The organism is Candidatus Thiodiazotropha sp. AKAK2 (assembly GCF_058244685.1).
In genome coordinates this window covers 182990-199802 of sequence record NZ_JBSYOP010000038.1, presented here as the reverse complement: position 1 = coordinate 199802, position 16813 = coordinate 182990, and the positions used below count along the sequence as shown (strand labels likewise).

Annotated in this window: 16 protein-coding genes; 4 read left to right on the top strand and 12 right to left on the bottom strand. The window is 55.3% G+C overall.

Going from position 1 to position 16813, the window contains the following annotated elements; translation table 11 throughout:
• Positions 1-145 precede the first annotated feature (145 nt).
• A complete protein-coding gene (gene lptF, locus AC4IE8_RS20945; RefSeq protein ID WP_490791952.1) occupies positions 146-1252 on the bottom strand; it encodes an LPS export ABC transporter permease LptF in 1107 nt (368 codons plus the stop codon).
• 334 nt (positions 1253-1586) lie between these two features.
• On the opposite strand from lptF, the gene AC4IE8_RS20940 reads away from it, so the two are divergent.
• Genes AC4IE8_RS20940 through AC4IE8_RS20925 form a run of 4 tightly spaced genes read left to right on the top strand, consistent with a single transcriptional unit; the run spans position 1587 to position 4365 of the window.
• Positions 1587-3080 carry a leucyl aminopeptidase gene (locus tag AC4IE8_RS20940; RefSeq protein ID WP_068992393.1) on the top strand — a complete coding sequence of 498 codons (1494 nt, stop codon included), beginning with the start codon at positions 1587-1589 and terminating at the stop codon, positions 3078-3080.
• 43 nt (positions 3081-3123) lie between these two features.
• Positions 3124-3552 carry a DNA polymerase III subunit chi gene (locus AC4IE8_RS20935; RefSeq protein ID WP_068992390.1) on the top strand — a complete coding sequence of 143 codons (429 nt, stop codon included), beginning with the start codon at positions 3124-3126 and terminating at the stop codon, positions 3550-3552.
• Positions 3553-3930, top strand: coding sequence for a hypothetical protein (locus tag AC4IE8_RS20930; RefSeq protein WP_068992387.1), 378 nt, complete (start codon positions 3553-3555; stop codon positions 3928-3930).
• Positions 3931-3984: 54 nt separating this feature from the next.
• Entirely contained in the window at positions 3985-4365 is a 381-nt protein-coding gene (locus tag AC4IE8_RS20925; protein WP_068992384.1) for a VOC family protein, read from the top strand.
• Positions 4366-4893: 528 nt separating this feature from the next.
• Here the strand turns inward: AC4IE8_RS20925 and AC4IE8_RS20920 are convergent.
• From AC4IE8_RS20920 to rsxC, 11 genes are all read right to left on the bottom strand, one after another.
• Complete coding sequence (locus AC4IE8_RS20920; protein ID WP_490791951.1) at positions 4894-5781, bottom strand: DUF3943 domain-containing protein; 888 nt, start codon at positions 5779-5781, stop codon at positions 4894-4896.
• Positions 5782-6227: 446 nt separating this feature from the next.
• Positions 6228-7094 (bottom strand): tetratricopeptide repeat protein, encoded by an 867-nt coding sequence (locus AC4IE8_RS20915; protein WP_490791950.1) that lies wholly within the window; start codon positions 7092-7094, stop codon positions 6228-6230.
• Positions 7095-7153: 59 nt separating this feature from the next.
• Positions 7154-8599, bottom strand: coding sequence for an adenylate/guanylate cyclase domain-containing protein (locus AC4IE8_RS20910; RefSeq protein WP_490791949.1), 1446 nt, complete (start codon positions 8597-8599; stop codon positions 7154-7156).
• A 162-nt stretch (positions 8600-8761) separates the two neighbouring features.
• Complete coding sequence (ppsR, locus tag AC4IE8_RS20905; RefSeq protein ID WP_068992374.1) at positions 8762-9571, bottom strand: posphoenolpyruvate synthetase regulatory kinase/phosphorylase PpsR; 810 nt, start codon at positions 9569-9571, stop codon at positions 8762-8764.
• A gap of 69 nt (positions 9572-9640) precedes the next feature.
• Positions 9641-12010, bottom strand: coding sequence for a phosphoenolpyruvate synthase (ppsA, locus tag AC4IE8_RS20900; RefSeq protein ID WP_490791948.1), 2370 nt, complete (start codon positions 12008-12010; stop codon positions 9641-9643).
• Between the two features lie 46 nt (positions 12011-12056).
• Entirely contained in the window at positions 12057-12254 is a 198-nt protein-coding gene (locus AC4IE8_RS20895; RefSeq protein WP_068992371.1) for a chemotaxis protein, read from the bottom strand.
• A gap of 4 nt (positions 12255-12258) precedes the next feature.
• Entirely contained in the window at positions 12259-12840 is a 582-nt protein-coding gene (locus AC4IE8_RS20890; protein WP_068992368.1) for an electron transport complex protein RnfA, read from the bottom strand.
• Between the two features lie 85 nt (positions 12841-12925).
• Positions 12926-13570 carry an electron transport complex subunit RsxE gene (rsxE, locus tag AC4IE8_RS20885; RefSeq protein WP_068992365.1) on the bottom strand — a complete coding sequence of 215 codons (645 nt, stop codon included), beginning with the start codon at positions 13568-13570 and terminating at the stop codon, positions 12926-12928.
• Positions 13571-13653: 83 nt separating this feature from the next.
• Positions 13654-14382, bottom strand: coding sequence for an RnfABCDGE type electron transport complex subunit G (locus tag AC4IE8_RS20880; protein WP_068992362.1), 729 nt, complete (start codon positions 14380-14382; stop codon positions 13654-13656).
• On the bottom strand, positions 14379-15425 hold the full coding sequence (locus AC4IE8_RS20875) for an RnfABCDGE type electron transport complex subunit D (RefSeq protein ID WP_068992359.1): 1047 nt from the start codon (positions 15423-15425) through the stop codon (positions 14379-14381). The genes AC4IE8_RS20880 and AC4IE8_RS20875 overlap by 4 nt, the downstream gene beginning before the upstream one ends.
• Positions 15426-15460: 35 nt before the next feature.
• A complete protein-coding gene (gene rsxC, locus AC4IE8_RS20870) occupies positions 15461-16801 on the bottom strand; it encodes an electron transport complex subunit RsxC (protein WP_068992356.1) in 1341 nt (446 codons plus the stop codon).
• Positions 16802-16813 lie beyond the last annotated feature (12 nt).

Genomic DNA, 16813 nt, shown 5'->3' with positions numbered 1-16813 from the left:
TTGCAACGCCGCCATGCGCCGCCACAAGCGCGCAATTCGCCCTGTAACGTGACTCACCCAGCGAGGGATACCCTCTATCGAAACATTTTTCATCTTATTCAATAACTTAGTAACAGAATGGAGTGGTCAACTGCGGAATCTAGGATCATGCCGGCTGACTCCTCAGTCGGCGCCGCAAACGGCGAACCGGCGGGGTATCGGGCAACAGCATCAGCAAGCCGACGACCGCCAGGCTCAGATGGACCCACCAGATACCCAGCCACTCCGGTGTGCGTGCGTGGATCATCCAGTTTTCAGCAGCACCCTGCAGGCTCAGGTAGACGGTATAGAGCACAAAGGCGAAGACCAGCCGGCCAAAGGGGCCTTGTCTCGGCAGAGTCCGACTCAGGGGAAGGCTCAACAGGGCAAACACCAGCAGGCCCAGCACCTGGGAGAGGCGGACCTGAAATTCAGCCCGATCCTTGATCGAATCCGAGTGGAGCAGATCGTAACTGGAGAGGGATCTTCGGGTCACTTTCGTCTCCCCGCCGGTTGAGGTCTTGATCAGCAGTGCATATTCATCGAATTCACTGACCTGGTAGTCAGCCTGACCGGGTATGCCGACATAACGCAGCCCATCCTCCAACACCAGATAGCGGTCGCCACTATTATTGTCGATCCGCTGATAGCCCCGTTTCGCGCTCACCAGGGTCAATGCACCCTCCCGGCGTTGTTGTACGAAAACCTTCTGCATGCGGCGTTCGTCACTGTCGAGGGATTCCACATAGAGCACCAGATCTCCCTGACTGTATTCGTTAAAACGACCGGCACTGATCCCGGCCAGCTCCATTGCCTGCCCCTGCTGACTGCTGAGCAGTTCGGCACTCATGCGACCGGCCCAGGGGGTCACGTAGAGCGAGAGCCAGCCGGTGATCAGCGCCACCGGCACGACCACCAGAACCATCGAGCGGTAGATCCGCATGCCACCGATGCCACAGGACTCCAAGGCCACCATCTCGCTGTCCCGGTACATTCTGCCCACCACATAGAGCACGGCAAAAAAGAATGCCGGCGGGATCAGGCGGGAGAAGTAGACCACCATTTGCAGTGCCAGGGCCTGGGCAAGCAGCTCCGCATGCAGCTCGCCGGTGGCGACCTCCTTGAGCAGTTTGATGAAGCTGTTACTGGAGAGGATCAGGGTCAACACCAGCAGGATCGCCGACATCGCCTTCAATACCTCTCGCAGCAGATAGCGATCGATCAGAGTGATCAACGTGACTTCCCGGCGGTGGTGTGTATTTCAGAAATCATTCATTCAATTCAGGCTGTTCCGCCGCAAATCCTCGCAAATCAGGCTTAAGTCCGCAAATGGAAACAGATTTTAACTGACAGCAGACAGTTCTGGGTGGTTTTATGACTCATGGCTATCTGTTCGGCCCGGCTAGCGGGATCGGATTCGCCAGGACCTTATTGGAATTACGATCCCCATTGAATAGAACACTTCAGACACTATTCTATCCCTTTGATTTTCAGGTTGTCGGCTTCTCTTGCCTCCCATAAGATGTGTCACAATGAGTGAGCAACGATTAGAAGAGGCCTTTGACTTCATGGAATACAGCATCAAAACCGGTGACCTGACCAAACAACGTACTGCCTGTTTGATTCTGGGGGTGTTTGCCAAACGGCAACTCTCGCCTTCAGCACTGCTCGTGGATAGAGCCAGCAAAGGCCACCTCAAGGAGATCCTGAAGCGGGGAGACATGAATGGTGAGAACGGTCAGCAGTTGATGCTTTATGATGTACCGGGAATTCAAGCGGAACGGGTACTGCTGCTCGGACTGGGCAAAGCATCCGAGTTGAATCGCAAGCGTTATATGAAGGTACTCACAGCCAGCATAAAAAGCTTGAATGAAGGGCATGCCATCGAGGCTGTCTGGGGTTTGTGCGACATTGCGGTGAGCAATATTCCCGAGGCTGGGATCGTCCGCGAAACCATTGTCCAGTGTGAAGAGAGTCTGTATCAGTTCGCAGAGACTAAAAGTACGGTCAAAAAGCGCCAACGACCACTCAAGCGGCTGGCTGTCTGGCTCGCTGACAGACGTCATCTGAAAACGGCGCAGAAGGGCCTGCAGCAGGGTAAAGCCATTGCCAAAGGCATCAAACTGACCAAGGATTTGGGTAATCTGCCCGGTAACTACTGCACCCCCACATACCTGGCGGACCAGGCGCGTAAGCTGGGCCGCTCCCATGACAAGCTGAAGGTGCAGGTGCTGGAAGAGAAACAGATGGAGAAGCTCGGCATGGGAGCACTGCTTTCCGTCTCCCGGGGTAGCCGACAGCCTGCAAAACTGATCATCATGAACTACCAGGGCGGCAAAGCGGACGCCAAACCGGTGGTGCTGGTCGGCAAGGGACTCACCTTCGATGCTGGTGGCATCTCGCTCAAGCCGGCAGCGGCGATGGATGAGATGAAGTATGATATGTGTGGCGGCGCGTCTGTTTTCGGCACGATGATGGCCTGCCTTGAGATGGATTTGCCGATCAACCTGATCGGCGTGGTTCCCAGTTCCGAAAACCTGCCGGATGGGGATGCCAATAAACCAGGTGATGTGGTTACCAGTATGTCCGGACAGACCATCGAAGTGCTCAATACGGATGCTGAAGGACGGCTGATCCTCTGCGATGCTCTGACCTACAGTGAGCGTTTCAAACCAGCCACAGTTATCGATATCGCCACCCTGACCGGTGCCTGTATCGTTGCTCTGGGCAATCAGGCCTCAGGCCTGATGGCGAATAACGAGGCACTGGCGGAGGAGCTGCTGGATGCTGGTTCATCCTGTGGTGACCGGGCCTGGCAACTGCCTCTCTGGGATGAGTATCAAGAGCAGCTCGACAGCAACTTTGCCGACATGGCCAATATCGGCGGCAAAGGTGCCGGTACCATTACCGCAGCCTGTTTTCTCTCCCGCTATACGAAGAAGTTCAAGTGGGCTCATCTGGATATCGCCGGTACCGCCTGGCGCTCCGGGTCGGCCAAGGGGGCTACAGGTCGTCCGGTTCCCCTGCTGACCCGCTTTCTGATGGGGCGTTGCGGATTATGAGTCTGTTCTTGAGTGCGGAGCTCTGCTTTGCCGGATAAAATCCATGACACAGATTGACTTTTATGTACTCGATGAAGGCTCCAGGGGTAATCGTTTCACCTTGACCTGCCGGTTGTGTGAAAAGATTTATCACCAGGGACGCCGTATCCTCATCCATACTGAAAGTGAAGATGAGACAAGGCACATGGAGCGTCTACTCTGGACCTTTCGCCAGGGCAGTTTCGTGCCTCATGGGATTGCCGAACGTTGCGATCACAGTGTCACCCCGGTGATTATCAGTCATCAGCAGGAAGCTGGAGAAGAGCAGGATGTATTGATAAATTTAAGCCGAGAGGTGCCAAACTTTTTTAGCCGCTTCAAGCGGGTTGCTGAAATCATCGACCAGGAGCCACCGGTTGTGAGCGCTGGTCGGGAGCGATTCAAATTCTACCGCGACCGGGGCTATCCATTGAACAAACACGATATCAGATAGATGAGTGACGAAGAGAAAAAGCCGGAAGTTGATGATGAGATACCTCTCCTGGAGGATGTCATCGAACCTGATGAACTGGCTTCAGAATTTCACACCTTTACCAAGCTGCCTGAAGCCTCGGAGGATAGCGGGATTCCCGAGTATGATGAAGTTCTGCTGGCGATGCGTGATGAGATTGCAAAGCAGTTGCAGGATGACCTCAGCAAGATGCTCTCAGAGGTACTCGAACGTGCCATCGAGGAAGCCGGGGAACAGATTACACGCGCCTTGCACGATGAACTGGATACGACCCTGGAGCAGAAGATCCGCTATCACATCGACCAGCGCCTGGATATGGAGTTTGGCCCGAGGGGGCAGTTCGATCCCGAGCAGGATTGAGTACCATCGGGTTCAGTTCCCCATCACTTTAAGCCAGCCTTTCGATTGTCGTCCATGAAAGTCACACAACTCGATCATCTGGTACTGACCGTTCGGGAACTCCAAGTGAGTTGCGACTTTTATACCCGCATACTGGGTATGCAGCTGGTGGAGTTCGCCGGTGGCAGAAAAGCTCTCAAGTTTGGTGCACAGAAAATCAATCTGCACGAATATCATAACGAGTTCGAACCCAAAGCTGCACTGCCAACACCGGGCTCTGCCGATCTCTGTTTTCTGACTGAAGCACCGGTGAGCGAAGTGGCCGTCCATCTGGAGCGGAATCAGGTTGAGATTATCGAAGGGCCGGTGGAGCGAACCGGTGCTGAAGGGGCAATTCTTTCGATCTATCTGCGCGACCCGGATGGCAATCTGCTGGAGATTGCAAACCGGCTTTGATCTGGCAACCCGTCACTGTTGCACTTGGATTAAGATAGATTCCAATCAACCTATCGGATCAGAATTTTTAGTCCGCAAATGAACGCAAATGCTGCTGATGCATTGAGTTACCGTTGTCTCGAAAACACGCACATACCAAAAAAGTAAGCATAAAACCCCTCTCCCTTGATGGGGGAGGGTGAGCATCAAGTAGTTGATGCAATTGAAGCGTTAAGTGCACTCACCCGACATAGCTTGTATTGAGGGTTGTATCGGTTGATGAGGGTGCTGATGGATACTTCCCCTCTCCCCCGGCCCCTCTCCCGCAAGGGGAGAGGGGAGCTACTCTCTCTGCCGGTTCGAGGTGTTTCAGATTTACCATTTTTACGACATGTGCTTATGTCTGATATTTGCTGGGATGTCCAAGGACTGGATCATCTGGCTTTGCTGAGTTATTAGCGGATTAAATAAAACACGCCATTCCCAAAAAAATCATCAGCAACAATTTGCCTTCATTCACGTTCATGAGTGAAATGAAATTGATAAAAACTATCGCCAGTGAACGGTTAGCTGCAATCCGAGATAGTCGTTGACCAATGGGTCGATGCGTTGTCGGTAGGGGCTGTTCCAGTCGGTATCGTCGTAGATGCCGAAGCTGGGACTGCGGTAGAAGGAGCGTAGTTCCAGTTCACTGTCGGTTTCGATCCAACCATCCACAATGGTGTTGAGGGTGCCCAGAGGGTCAGTGAGGACGAGCACGCTCTTGTCCCAGAAACTGTAGCTCGACTGACTTTTAATCTCTCGACGGGTGTCTTCGAAATACCAGCCGAGTAGAGAGCCGAGACCGGGGGTGAAGATCATGTCCTGGATCGAGACAGGTTCGAACAGAGCTTCCAGGCCGAACTCATAGATCGAGGAGAGGGCGAATGAGTACCAGAATGCACCGGTCTCACTCAGGCCACGCTCTCTACCCCTTGTGTAGTAGGTCATGCCCCAGTAGGGGTGAAGGATGTAGTTGATGTACCACTCGTCGGGATCCCAGCGGGGATGGGTGACATTGTCCCACCACTTATTGACCGTGTACTCCTCTTTCTGCTCATCGGTCCAGGCGGAGATCTCTTCCGGAAGCACATACAGCAGGCCGACGATAAAGAACTGGTAACCGAAGAAGTATCCCGCATCCTTGCGCAGCCCAGGATAGTCTGCCGGACTGGTGTCTCCAAGCTCTCTGCCGTATCCGTAGGGTCGTTCAACAGCCGGTTCGCTGCTGTCGAGGATGACGTTGCCGGTCAACGCGGATAGGCGGGTGGAATTGAACAGTGCACTGCGTTGCAGCTCTGTCTCGTAGAACGAAACCGGGCTCTCTGAAAGCCATTCTGAACTGTTTGCCACGCCCCAGGAGAGCAGGCTAATGATCAGGATAATCAGTCGACTCATGGCACCTTTCATGTCTGCTTGTCTGATTGCACTCTGCATAGATGCCAGAAATCCTTGTAACACCCGGAAAATCTAATACAACTTGGATCCACACCAATCGCCCGGCTCGATTGTGGGCGTCATTGGCTAATTTTGGTGACCAGTCCATGTGGTCCAGCCAGTTAGTCTCAGAAACTGACTACCTGCACCTAGGGCCTGTTAACACGAATCCAATACGTCCTGTTGCGCCTTGCTGGACGTAAAAACAGTCCCGGCAGAACGTATTGGATTCGTGTTAACAGCTACTATTCATCGGCTGCCACTCTGATTCCTAAACCACCAGCCCTGAAATCCGGGGCTGAGACGGTGATGAGTCGGGCCAAAGAAAGAGGCGTCAGGATCGTCAAACCGCGCGATTATAGCGGATTGGGGGGCGGTCGCCCACTGCTATTGTGAGGTTTTGAGGGTCAGTTGGTTTTGCGCAGGTTTTCCAGATTGTTCAATACCCGTTGGGCACGTTGAATCTTCTCCCGTGCCCGCTGGTCCTGGGGGTCGAGGGCGAGTGCCGCTCGCCAGGTCGCTTTGGCGCTTTCGATTTCACCATCCCGATAGAGCCGGTCCCCGGCGCTCAGCAGGTTGTCGATATAGCGTTGCAGTTGCCGGTTGACCTTTGCCAGCATCTCTCTGGCTTGGCTGTTTTTTGGCACATCTTTGAGGATTTTCTGCAGGGCGTGTTTGGCATCCCGCAGCTGACCACTCTCCAGTAGTCGGTTGGCCTCCGACAAACGCTTGTTCAGCTTATCCTTCCAGCGTTTCTGGCGGGCGGATTTCTCTTTTTTCTCCAGTGCATTCTTGCTTTTGATCTGCTCTGTCAGCAGGTGATCCATCAGGTTCTGATCGGACTCGTCCAGCTTCAATGAGAGCGCGATACTGAGGCAATCCTTGGCCAGTGCGTTGTTCCGTTTGTAGTGACGCCAGCCGCAGTCTGACAGGGCAAGACGCATGCTCTGTAGCTGTGATTGGGTCTGTTCCAGCAGTTGCAGGTATTGGGGGTTGTTGCTGGATTTGGTCAGTTTCACCAGGATCGGCAGCTGGTTTTTAAGCGCCGAGGTGTTACTGATCAGCAGTTGGTCGTTCAGCTCCTCCTCGACGATTTTCTGTTGTCCGCGCAGATTTTTCAGTTCCTGGAAGTAGGTTTGATTCTTGTGTTGCCCCACACTGGCCTGATTGAGTAGCTGGATGGCCTCGCTGTAGCGTCCTTTGGCGACCAGCTGTCGGCTATATTCAAGGGAATCATCTTTGACAGGCGCGGGTGTCTCTCTGGATTGCAGCAATTGACATCCGCTCAGCAGTAACTGACAGATACAGAGTGTAATTAGTGTCCGAGAAGACTTCATCCAGGGTGTTTGTTCAGGATATAGGCCATGGTGCGCATCAACCATTGACCAAATTCTCGCGACGGTGTTCCCGCGATGGAGGGAGAAACCCGATTTTTTTTGCCTCTGATTTTCAATTCTGGCTGTCGGTGCAACTCTACCATCTCGTTGACTCCTGGAAACTCTGCCGTGGTCTCACTCATCATTATGCCATCAGCCGGAGCAGCGCCACAGAGCCTGGAGGCCAGATTCACACTGTCTCCGACCACGGTGTACTCCAACCGGTCGGGAATGCCGATATTGCCGGCCAGCATGACACCACTGTTGATTCCGATGCGTAGCATAATCGGCTCTTTTCCCTCTTGCCGGCGTTGTTTGTTGATATGTCGGACCATGGCCTGGATCAGCCAGGCGCAACGAACCGCCTGCTGACCATGCTCGTTGTCGGCTTCGGGGACGCCAAATAGGATCATAGCACTGTCACCGATGAATTTATCGACCACCCCGCGACAACGATGGGCCGCATCGGCAATCGCACCGAGATAGAGATTGAGCAGCGAGGCGACCTCATCCGCTGGCAGATCTTCCGACAGCTGGGTGAAACCCACGATGTCGCAGAACAGTACACTGCCTTCCATCTCCTGGTTGGCGAGTCGTGGCTGTGAGAGATTGGAGAGGATCTTGTCCGCGACAACCGGTGAGACATAGCGGGAGAGGGCATCCTCAACCTGGCGTTTTTCCAGCATCCCGGCCGACATGCGCTCAAAATGGGCGTAGACCTGTCCGATCTCATCCTTTCGGTCCTCATCTCCCTGGGAGATCAGCATCCCCGTTTCCGGTTGATGGCCGGCCTGGGCCAGCAGGGTGATCGGTCGGCTGAGTCGCTTGCTCAGCACATAGGAGAGAATCGCGGCGATCAGGATCAGACCGATGGTGGCGAAACTGATGATACGAATGGTGCGTTTCTGGTTGCGGTCGAGAAAGGCCCGATCCAGGGTGATCACAGCGTGACCGGCGATGACATCCCGGAAATGGATCGGGCTGAAGAAGGTAATCGCCGGATACCGTCTGTTATCCTCATCCCGCCAGGACCAGATCATCGGGGTGAGCTCCTCGGTGGTTGGCAGCTGATGGGGTACATTGCCCGAGATCACCCAGGGTTTCTCCGAAGGTACGATGGCCGCACCCACCACATTGTCGTTCTGTGTCTGACGACTGACCAGACCTTGCAGGTTGAACTGGTCATCCGCCAGCAGGGGTTCACTGGCCGAGTGGGCCAGCTGCTCAACCAGTACCTCTCCAAATCCCCGGACTTCGCGCATATGAAAGCTGGTCTGCTGGGTGATCAGAAACCAGCCGAGAATGCCCATGACCATGGTGATCAGGGTACCGATATAGATCGTCCACTTGATGGAGATCGGAACAGGTGCTTTACGAAATAGTCGAACCAGCCAATTTATCAAAACGATAATCCAATATAGTCAATGGAATGGGGGTGTTTATATTGGTTTTATATGAGGATTTCAGAGCAATCCGGGAGCGAGATTATAACCCTATTTCCGCACGCTGTCGTAGACTCTGTCGATATTATCGATAAGGCCCGACAGAGGCACCGGTTTAATCGCTCAGGCGACCCGTTTGATGTGTTGAATCAGTCTCGCCGAGATCTCCTCGATCGACATGGAGGTGGTCTCGAGATAGGGGATGTTATAGTGCTTGAACAGGCCCTCAGCCAGTTTGACCTCCATTTTACACTGTTCAAGAGAGGAGTAGCGCCGGTCCGGGCGTCTCTCCTGGCGGATACGTTGCAATTGATGTGGATCGATGGTCAGACCATACAGCTTATCCTTGTAGCCGTTGAGGATCTTCGGCAATAGATCGCTGTGCAGATCGTCATCGGTGAGTGGGTAGTTGGCAGCCAGGACACTATGCTGCAGGCCAAGAAAGAGGCAGGTAGGGGTTTTGCCGCTGCGGGAGACACCGATCAGAATCAGATCAGCTGTCTCATAGTTCTTGGTAATTGCACCATCGTCATTGTTGAGGGCGAAATTGACCGCGTGGATACGCTGGTCATAGGCGCGACCGTTCTTGGTGGTATGGAATTGCCCCAGGGCATGGGAGGAGGGAAGACCCAGCTCCTGTTCCAGGCGGGTCGTGAAAGTTTCGAAGAAATCCATGACCGGCACATCCAGGGTTTTGAAGTAGTCCCGGATCGAGGGATCCACCAGGGTGGTGAAGACGATCGGCTTCTGTCCCGACTCCATGGTTGTCTGATTGATCCGCTCAGCCACCCGGCGGGCCTTTTCCAGACCGTCTATGAACGGCCAATGCACAGTCTCATATTCAAAGCCGTCGAATTGGCTCAGCAGGGAGCGTCCCATCGCTTCGACAGTGATGCCGGTATGGTCAGCCAGGAAATAGACGGTACGTTTCATCGGGATTTCAGTTGACTCAAGATTGTGTCACAAGGGCAGCGGGGAGACCGGTGGTCTCCCCGCGACACTTCAGTCACTCAAGCCGGTCAACAGCCTCCAGGTATCGACAACCGTGTCAGGGTTCAGGGATACACTGGTGATCTTCTGTTCTACCAGCCATTCGGCAAGATCGGGATAATCGGACGGCCCCTGGCCGCAGATACCGACATACTTACCCGCCTTGTTACAGGCCTGTATGGCCATGCTGAGCATCCGTTTGACAGCTGGATTTCGCTCATCGAAGCTATTGGCAACCAGCCCGGAATCCCGGTCCAGTCCCAGGGTCAACTGAGTCATGTCGTTGGAGCCGATGGAGAAGCCGTCAAAGTACTCAAGGAACTCTTCCGCCAGCACGGCATTGGAGGGCAGTTCGCACATCATGATCACACGCAGGTCGTTTTCACCCCGTTTCAGTTCATTCTGTTCCAGCAGGCTGATGACGCCGGCAGCCTCATCCAGGGTGCGGACGAAGGGAATCATGATCTCGACATTGCTGAAGCCCATCTCTTCCCGAACCCGTTTCAGGGCGCGGCACTCCAGCTCAAAGCAGGGTCTGAAGCTTTCAGAGATATAGCGTGATGCGCCACGAAAACCGATCATCGGATTCTCTTCGGAGGGTTCATAGAGCTTGCCGCCGATCAGGTTGGCGTACTCATTCGACTTGAAGTCGGACATGCGTACGATGACCGGCTTGCCCTCGAATGCGGCCGCCAGGGTGGAGATACCTTCCACCAGCTTTTCCACATAGAACTCCACCGGATCGTCGTAGCCGTTCATCTGGCTCTGCGCGGCCGCCTTGATATCCTCAGGCAGCTTGTCGAACTCCATCAGCGCGCGTGGATGAACACCGATGGTGGTGTTGATGATGAACTCCAGTCGAGCCAGGCCGATACCCCCATTCGGGATTCGGCTGAAGGCGAAGGCGCGGCTCGGATTGGCCACATTCATCATGATCTTGGCCGGTGCTTCCGGCAGACTGGTGACATCACCCTGGGTGACCGAGTACTTCAGCAGGCCCTCATAGATGAAACCGTCATCCCCTTCCGCACAGGAGACCGTCACCTCCTGGCCTTCCTGGAGTTTTTCAGTCGCATCATGACAGCCGACCACGGCGGGGATACCCAGTTCGCGGGCGATGATCGCCGCGTGGCAGGTACGGCCGCCCCGATTGGTGACAATCGCCGAAGCCTTCTTCATCACCGGTTCCCAGTCAGGATCGGTCATGTCGGTGACCAACACATCGCCGGCCTCCACTTTGGCCATCTCACTGGCGTCGGCAATCACCTTGGCGACGCCGCTGCCGATACGCTGTCCAATGGCGCGACCCTGAGCCAGCACTTTGCCGCCACTCTGTTCCAACTTGAATCGCTCAACAGAGGCGGTGTCGACCCGGCTCTCAACAGTTTCTGGGCGCGCCTGCAGGATGTAGAGCTGGCCGTCGGTACCGTCCAGACCCCATTCGATGTCCATCGGACGCTGGTAGTGTTTCTCAATGGTGATCGCCATTTGGGCCAGGCTCTCAATCTGCTCACTGGTGAGTGAGAAATTGGTTTGATCCTGTGGCGCCACATCGACCGTCTTGACCCGCTCCTCGCCTTCCTGGCCGTAGACCATCTTGATCGCCTTGCTGCCCAGGTTACGGCGCAGTATAGCGGGTCTGCCGGCTTCCACATTGCCTTTGTGCACATAGAATTCATCGGGATTGACAGCACCCTGCACCACAGTCTCACCCAGGCCGTAGGAGCTGGTGATGAATACTGCATCCTTGAAACCGGATTCGGTGTCGAGGGTGAACATTACCCCGGCTGAACCGACATCGGAGCGCACCATCCGTTGGATGCCCGCAGAGAGTGCCACATCCTCATGGGCGAATCCCTGGTGAACACGATAGGAGATCGCCCGGTCGTTATACAGAGAGGCGAACACCTCTTTGATCGCGATCAGAACGTCATCCAGCCCCTCTACGTTGAGAAAGGTCTCCTGCTGTCCGGCAAAGGAGGCATCGGGCAGGTCTTCCGCCGTCGCTGAGGAGCGTACCGCCACAGAGGGTACTTCCGCGGCATCGCCGACCAGCTTCTTGTAAGCGGCAGTGACCGCGTTCTCCAGCTCTTCCGGGAACTCGGCTTCAACCACCCATTCGCGCACTGTCTTGCCCGCTTCCGCCAATGCCGTGACATCGCTCACATCGAGTTGCTGCAACAGCGGGTCGATTCGCTCCGCAAGGCGGTTGTGTCGCAGAAACTCACGATAGGCGTGGGCTGTGGTGGCAAAGCCACCGGGAACGGAGACGCCGGCATCGGCAAGACCGCTGATCATCTCGCCCAGCGATGCGTTCTTACCGCCGACCTGATCGACATCGTGCATTTTCAGGTTTTCAAACCAGATTATTTGTTCATTCACCGCTTGCCCTCGGCTTGTGGATTGATTGGATGGATCAGTCATTGTTTTAACCTCTGAGGTGGTCTCCTTGACGTTGGCAGCTGTTTCCGCTGCACAGACAGCTTTTACCGCAGCCTGTGCCCTCTTCCTTATGAGGACCAAACTCAGGATGCAGTTTAGAAAAGCGTCGGGTGATGGACTGGACGATCAACCAGCCCAAAAACAGAATCGGTATCACAGTCATGGCGATGAGAAAGTCGAGCATCGAATCAACCTCCGAGTCCGGCAAAGCCCATGAACGAAAGTGAAAGCAGACCACCCAGCATCAGACTCACGGCGGCACCCTGGGTAATGCTTGGCATGGTGGATAACTCCAGCTTCTCGCGCAGACCTGCCATCAGTAGGATCGCCAGGATAAAACCCAATCCGGCACCCAGTGCGTAGACCAGGGATTGCAGGAAACTGTACTCCTTGAATGTCTGAAACAGGGCCAGACCGAGAATTGCACAATTGGTGGTGATCAGCGGCAGAAAGATACCCAGAGAGCGAAACAGGGCAGGGGTAAATTTTTTCAGGGCCATTTCCACCAGTTGTACAGCACTGGCGATCACGGCGATATAGGCGATCAGACGCAGGAATTCGATCTCAAAGGCCACCAGGACCTCATTGATGAGAAACGCGCAGACTGAACTGACCAGCATCACGAACAGGGTTGCCAGGCCCATCGGCAGGGCGGTATTGATCTTACCCGAGACACCGAGAAACGGGCACAGGCCAAGGAACAGGGCGAGTACGAAGTTGTTGGCCAATACAGCGTTGAGAAAGATAAAGCTTAGAGTTTCTGTCGCCATAGTGGTCACTTGATTAGGTTAGAGGGGAACAGGCCGTATCGGCCTGCACGGATCTGAACGAATTTCATCTGAGAGAGCCTGATGTTCATGATTCTGCCGCCGGGTTCAGTTCTGTCTCGGATTTCCGCTGCTTCAGCCACTCAAACAGCAGCAGCCAGGCACCCAGTACCAGAAAGCCGCCGGCGGGCAGTACCATCACCACCCAGGGTTCGAATCTGGGGCCAAACAGATCGATGCCGAACAAGCTGCCGGCACCCAGGATCTCGCGCACCACACCGAGGCAGAGCAGGGCCAGGGTAAATCCCAGTCCCATGCCGGTGGCGTTGATGATCGACTTCAATGGCGGATTCCTGGAAGAGTAGGCCTCGGCCCGGCCCAGTATCATGCAGTTGGCTACGATCAGCTGGATAAAAGCACCCAGTGCATTGTAGAGATCCAGGGAGATCGCCTGGATGGTATAGTCGACAATGGTGACGAAGGTGGCGATGATGACGATGTAGGTGGCGATGCGCACCTGCTTGGGAATACTGTTGCGCAGCAGCGAGATCAAAGTGCCTGAGGCGAGCAGTACGAAAAGTGTGGCAATACCCATCGCCAGGGCATTGATTGCCGAGTTGGTCACTGCCAGTACCGGGCACATACCCAGCAGCATGACAAACACAGGATTCTCACGCCACAAACCTTCACTGAAGGTATCCCAGGTGATGGTGTTGTCTTGTTTTTTCGCCATGGTTATCAGTTAGTTCAAATCAGTTGTTGTCAATCAATTGGACTCTGTCTTACTTTGCGCATGATCATTTAATCAGGCATTGTTCACTGCGTCCCGCTGTCAGGAGTTTCAGGCTCACTTGGCGGTGGTGGCGCATTGCGTACTACATCAATGTGCGGCATCAGCTGGGGCAGCAATTGCTGAGTAGATCGATTCAGCGCCTTGCCGACCGCCTGTGAGGAGATGGTGGCGCCGGATATGGCGTCGATCTCCCAGGGGTTCTGTTTGGTGCCCGCTTTGACGGTCACAATCTCGTTTGCCAGTTTACCCCCACTCGCATTCAGCTTGGCCTCCAGTGCATCAAAGTTGGCGACAAAGTCGGCATCGGTAATGATCTTGTCCCCCAGTCCTGGGGTCTCAGCCAGTTTCAGCACTTTGATACCACGAATGCATTCGCAATCCGGATCGTAGCCATACAGCAGGTGGATCATATCCGCATAGCCCTGAGCGCCAGCCTTGGCGGCAACACCTTTCAGGTTGCCCTGCTGATCGTAACCCGCATACACCAGCACGCCCTCAGTGGGACCGTCCGGGGTGACGGCCGTCACCGCAGATTCTGTGACCAGGAAATCACGCCGGGCAACCGCACCGGGGATCACCTGAAACACCGCGGCCTCGATGGCGCGCCGTTGGTTTTCAGCGATGATCGGTTTGGTCAGCTGGTAGGTGAGTACCACCAGAAAACCCGACAGCATGGCGATTCCCATCAGGGTGCGGATCATCGGGCCCGTCGGGGTGGACGGTTGGATGGCTTGAGCTTCCGGTGTACTCATTTGCCTGCCCTCTGCTCTCCGAACACCCTGGGTTGAGTGATCTGATCAATCAACGGTGTGGCGGCATTACCTAGCAGGATGGCATACATCACACCCTCGGTAAGGCCACCGAAGAGTCGGATGATCACAGTGATCACGCCAATCATCAAGGCATAGATCACGACGCCGAGGGGGGTAACCGGTGAACCAACCATGTCACTGGCCATGAACCAGGCACCGAGCATCAGGCCGCCGGAGAGCACCACGAACAGCGGGTCCGGATATTTGACCGGATCGATCATGTAGAAGATTCCGGCGGTCACAGCGGCACCGACCAGGACCAACACCGGAATGCGCCAATCGAGCATCCGTCTTGCCGCCAGATAGAGACCACCGGCCAGGATCAGCAGTGCAGATGTTTCACCGGCGGAGCCGGCGGTGGTACCCAGCAGCATATCCATATGATCGGTGACCACCCCTTCGAATTTCTGCAGTGCCAGCGGTGTGGCACCGGAAAAGGCGTCCACGGTGACTTCCGAGACCCAGTCCGTAATCCCAGGGGGCTGCAGAAACGGGGGGGTGAGTGTGGTGGGGATGAACTGGCTGAAGCGGCCGTCAAAAAATGCCGGAGTCCAGGTGGTGATGGCAACCGGAAAGGCCGCTTGTACGAACGCCCGCCCAATCAGTGCGGGATTCATGGCGTTCATGCCGAGACCGCCAAACATCGCCTTGCCCAACGCCACACCGACGAAGGCGGCTACCGCTCCCATCCAGAGGGGAAAACCTGGGGGCAGGGTCATCGCCAGCAACAGTCCGGTGATGGTGGCGGACCAGTCACCGAGGGAGCTGGACTTGCCGCTCAGCGCATTGAACAGGCGTTCACTCAACAGACAGGTCAGGGTGACGACCACCAGCAGTGCCAATGCGCTGATGCCGAATTGCCAGACAGTGAATGCACAGATCGGCAGCAAGGCGTAGACCACATTGCGCATGATAACGACCACATCCTCCCCGGCATGGGCATGAGGAGAGGTACGCAGTTCAATGGTGGTTTTTTTACTCATGTTTGTTTTTCAGCTATACAACATAGGCCTTAGGGTTAGGCAGCCTGTTCCCGGTTGATCGCTTTGGCGATCCGAAAATACTGCACCAGGGGAATATTCGAGGGGCAGACATAGGAGCAGCAGCCACACTCGAAACAGTCGGTCAGGTGATAGTCTTCAGCCATCTCCTCATATTTGCGTTTCGCCGCCAGTTGTCCGAGCATCGAGGGATTGAGATGCATCGGGCAGGCACTGACGCAACGGGCGCAACGGATACAGGGCCAGATTTTATGGCTCTCTTCCTCGATAGAGGGTTCATTGAGTACCAGCAGTCCGGAGGTTCCCTTGGTAATCGGGGTATCCAATGCGGAGACGGCTGGCCCCATCATCGGACCGCCCAATATAAACTCGGTGCGGGCACCCTCATAACCCACATGGTCGAGAATATGTCGGATCGGGGTACCCAGAGGCACCAGGTAGTTGCCCGGTTTGGCGATGCCAGGTCCGGCGACGGTGATCACCCGTTCGATCAACCCCCGTCCTTTTGGCAGTAGATCGCCTAGACCGGCCAGGGTCCCCACGTTGTTGACCACCACACCGACATCGGCAGGCAGACCGCCGGTGGGTACTTCCCGGTCGAGGGCCGATTTGATCAGCATCTTTTCAGAGCCCTGAGGGTACTTGGTCTCTACCGCCTTGACCTCAACCGGGCTGCCTTTGGAGAGGTGGCCCTTCAGTAGCTCCACCGCATCCATTTTGTTGTCTTCGATGCCGATGATCGCCTTTTCCGTACCGGTGGCGCGCATCGCGTAGCGAATCCCGCGCAGCAGGGCTTTGGGATGCTCCAGCATGATCCGGTGGTCACAGGTCAGGTAGGGTTCACATTCGCAACCATTGACGATCAGCGTATCGACCTGCTTGTCATCAGGAATGGCGAGCTTCATATGCGACGGGAAGGCCGCGCCACCAAGACCGACCATGCCGCTGTCCTGGATCGCCTGGATGATCTCCTGCGGGGATAGTTCGCTCATATCCCGCGGCTGTTCCCAAAGCACCTCCTGAGTCGAGCCCTCATAGACATCGATGAGGATGGCACTGGTCTTCGGGCCCTTGGGGGTTGGCATCAATTCGATACCGGCCACTCGTCCAGTGGCCGGGGCATGCAGAGGGACTGAAAAGTTACCGTCTGCCTTGGCAATCGGTTCACCCCGAACCACCTCCTGACCTTTGACGACCAGGGGTATTGCCGGTTTACCAATATGCTGGTCCAGCGGCAATACCAATTGCGGGGGGAAGGGAAGACGGCGGATCGGTTTATCCGCCGTATCCTTGTGATAGGGTGGATGGATACCGTGTGTAAAGCCTTTCTGCCCAAACAGCAGGTTGAACAATCCCATAGTCTCTCTGAT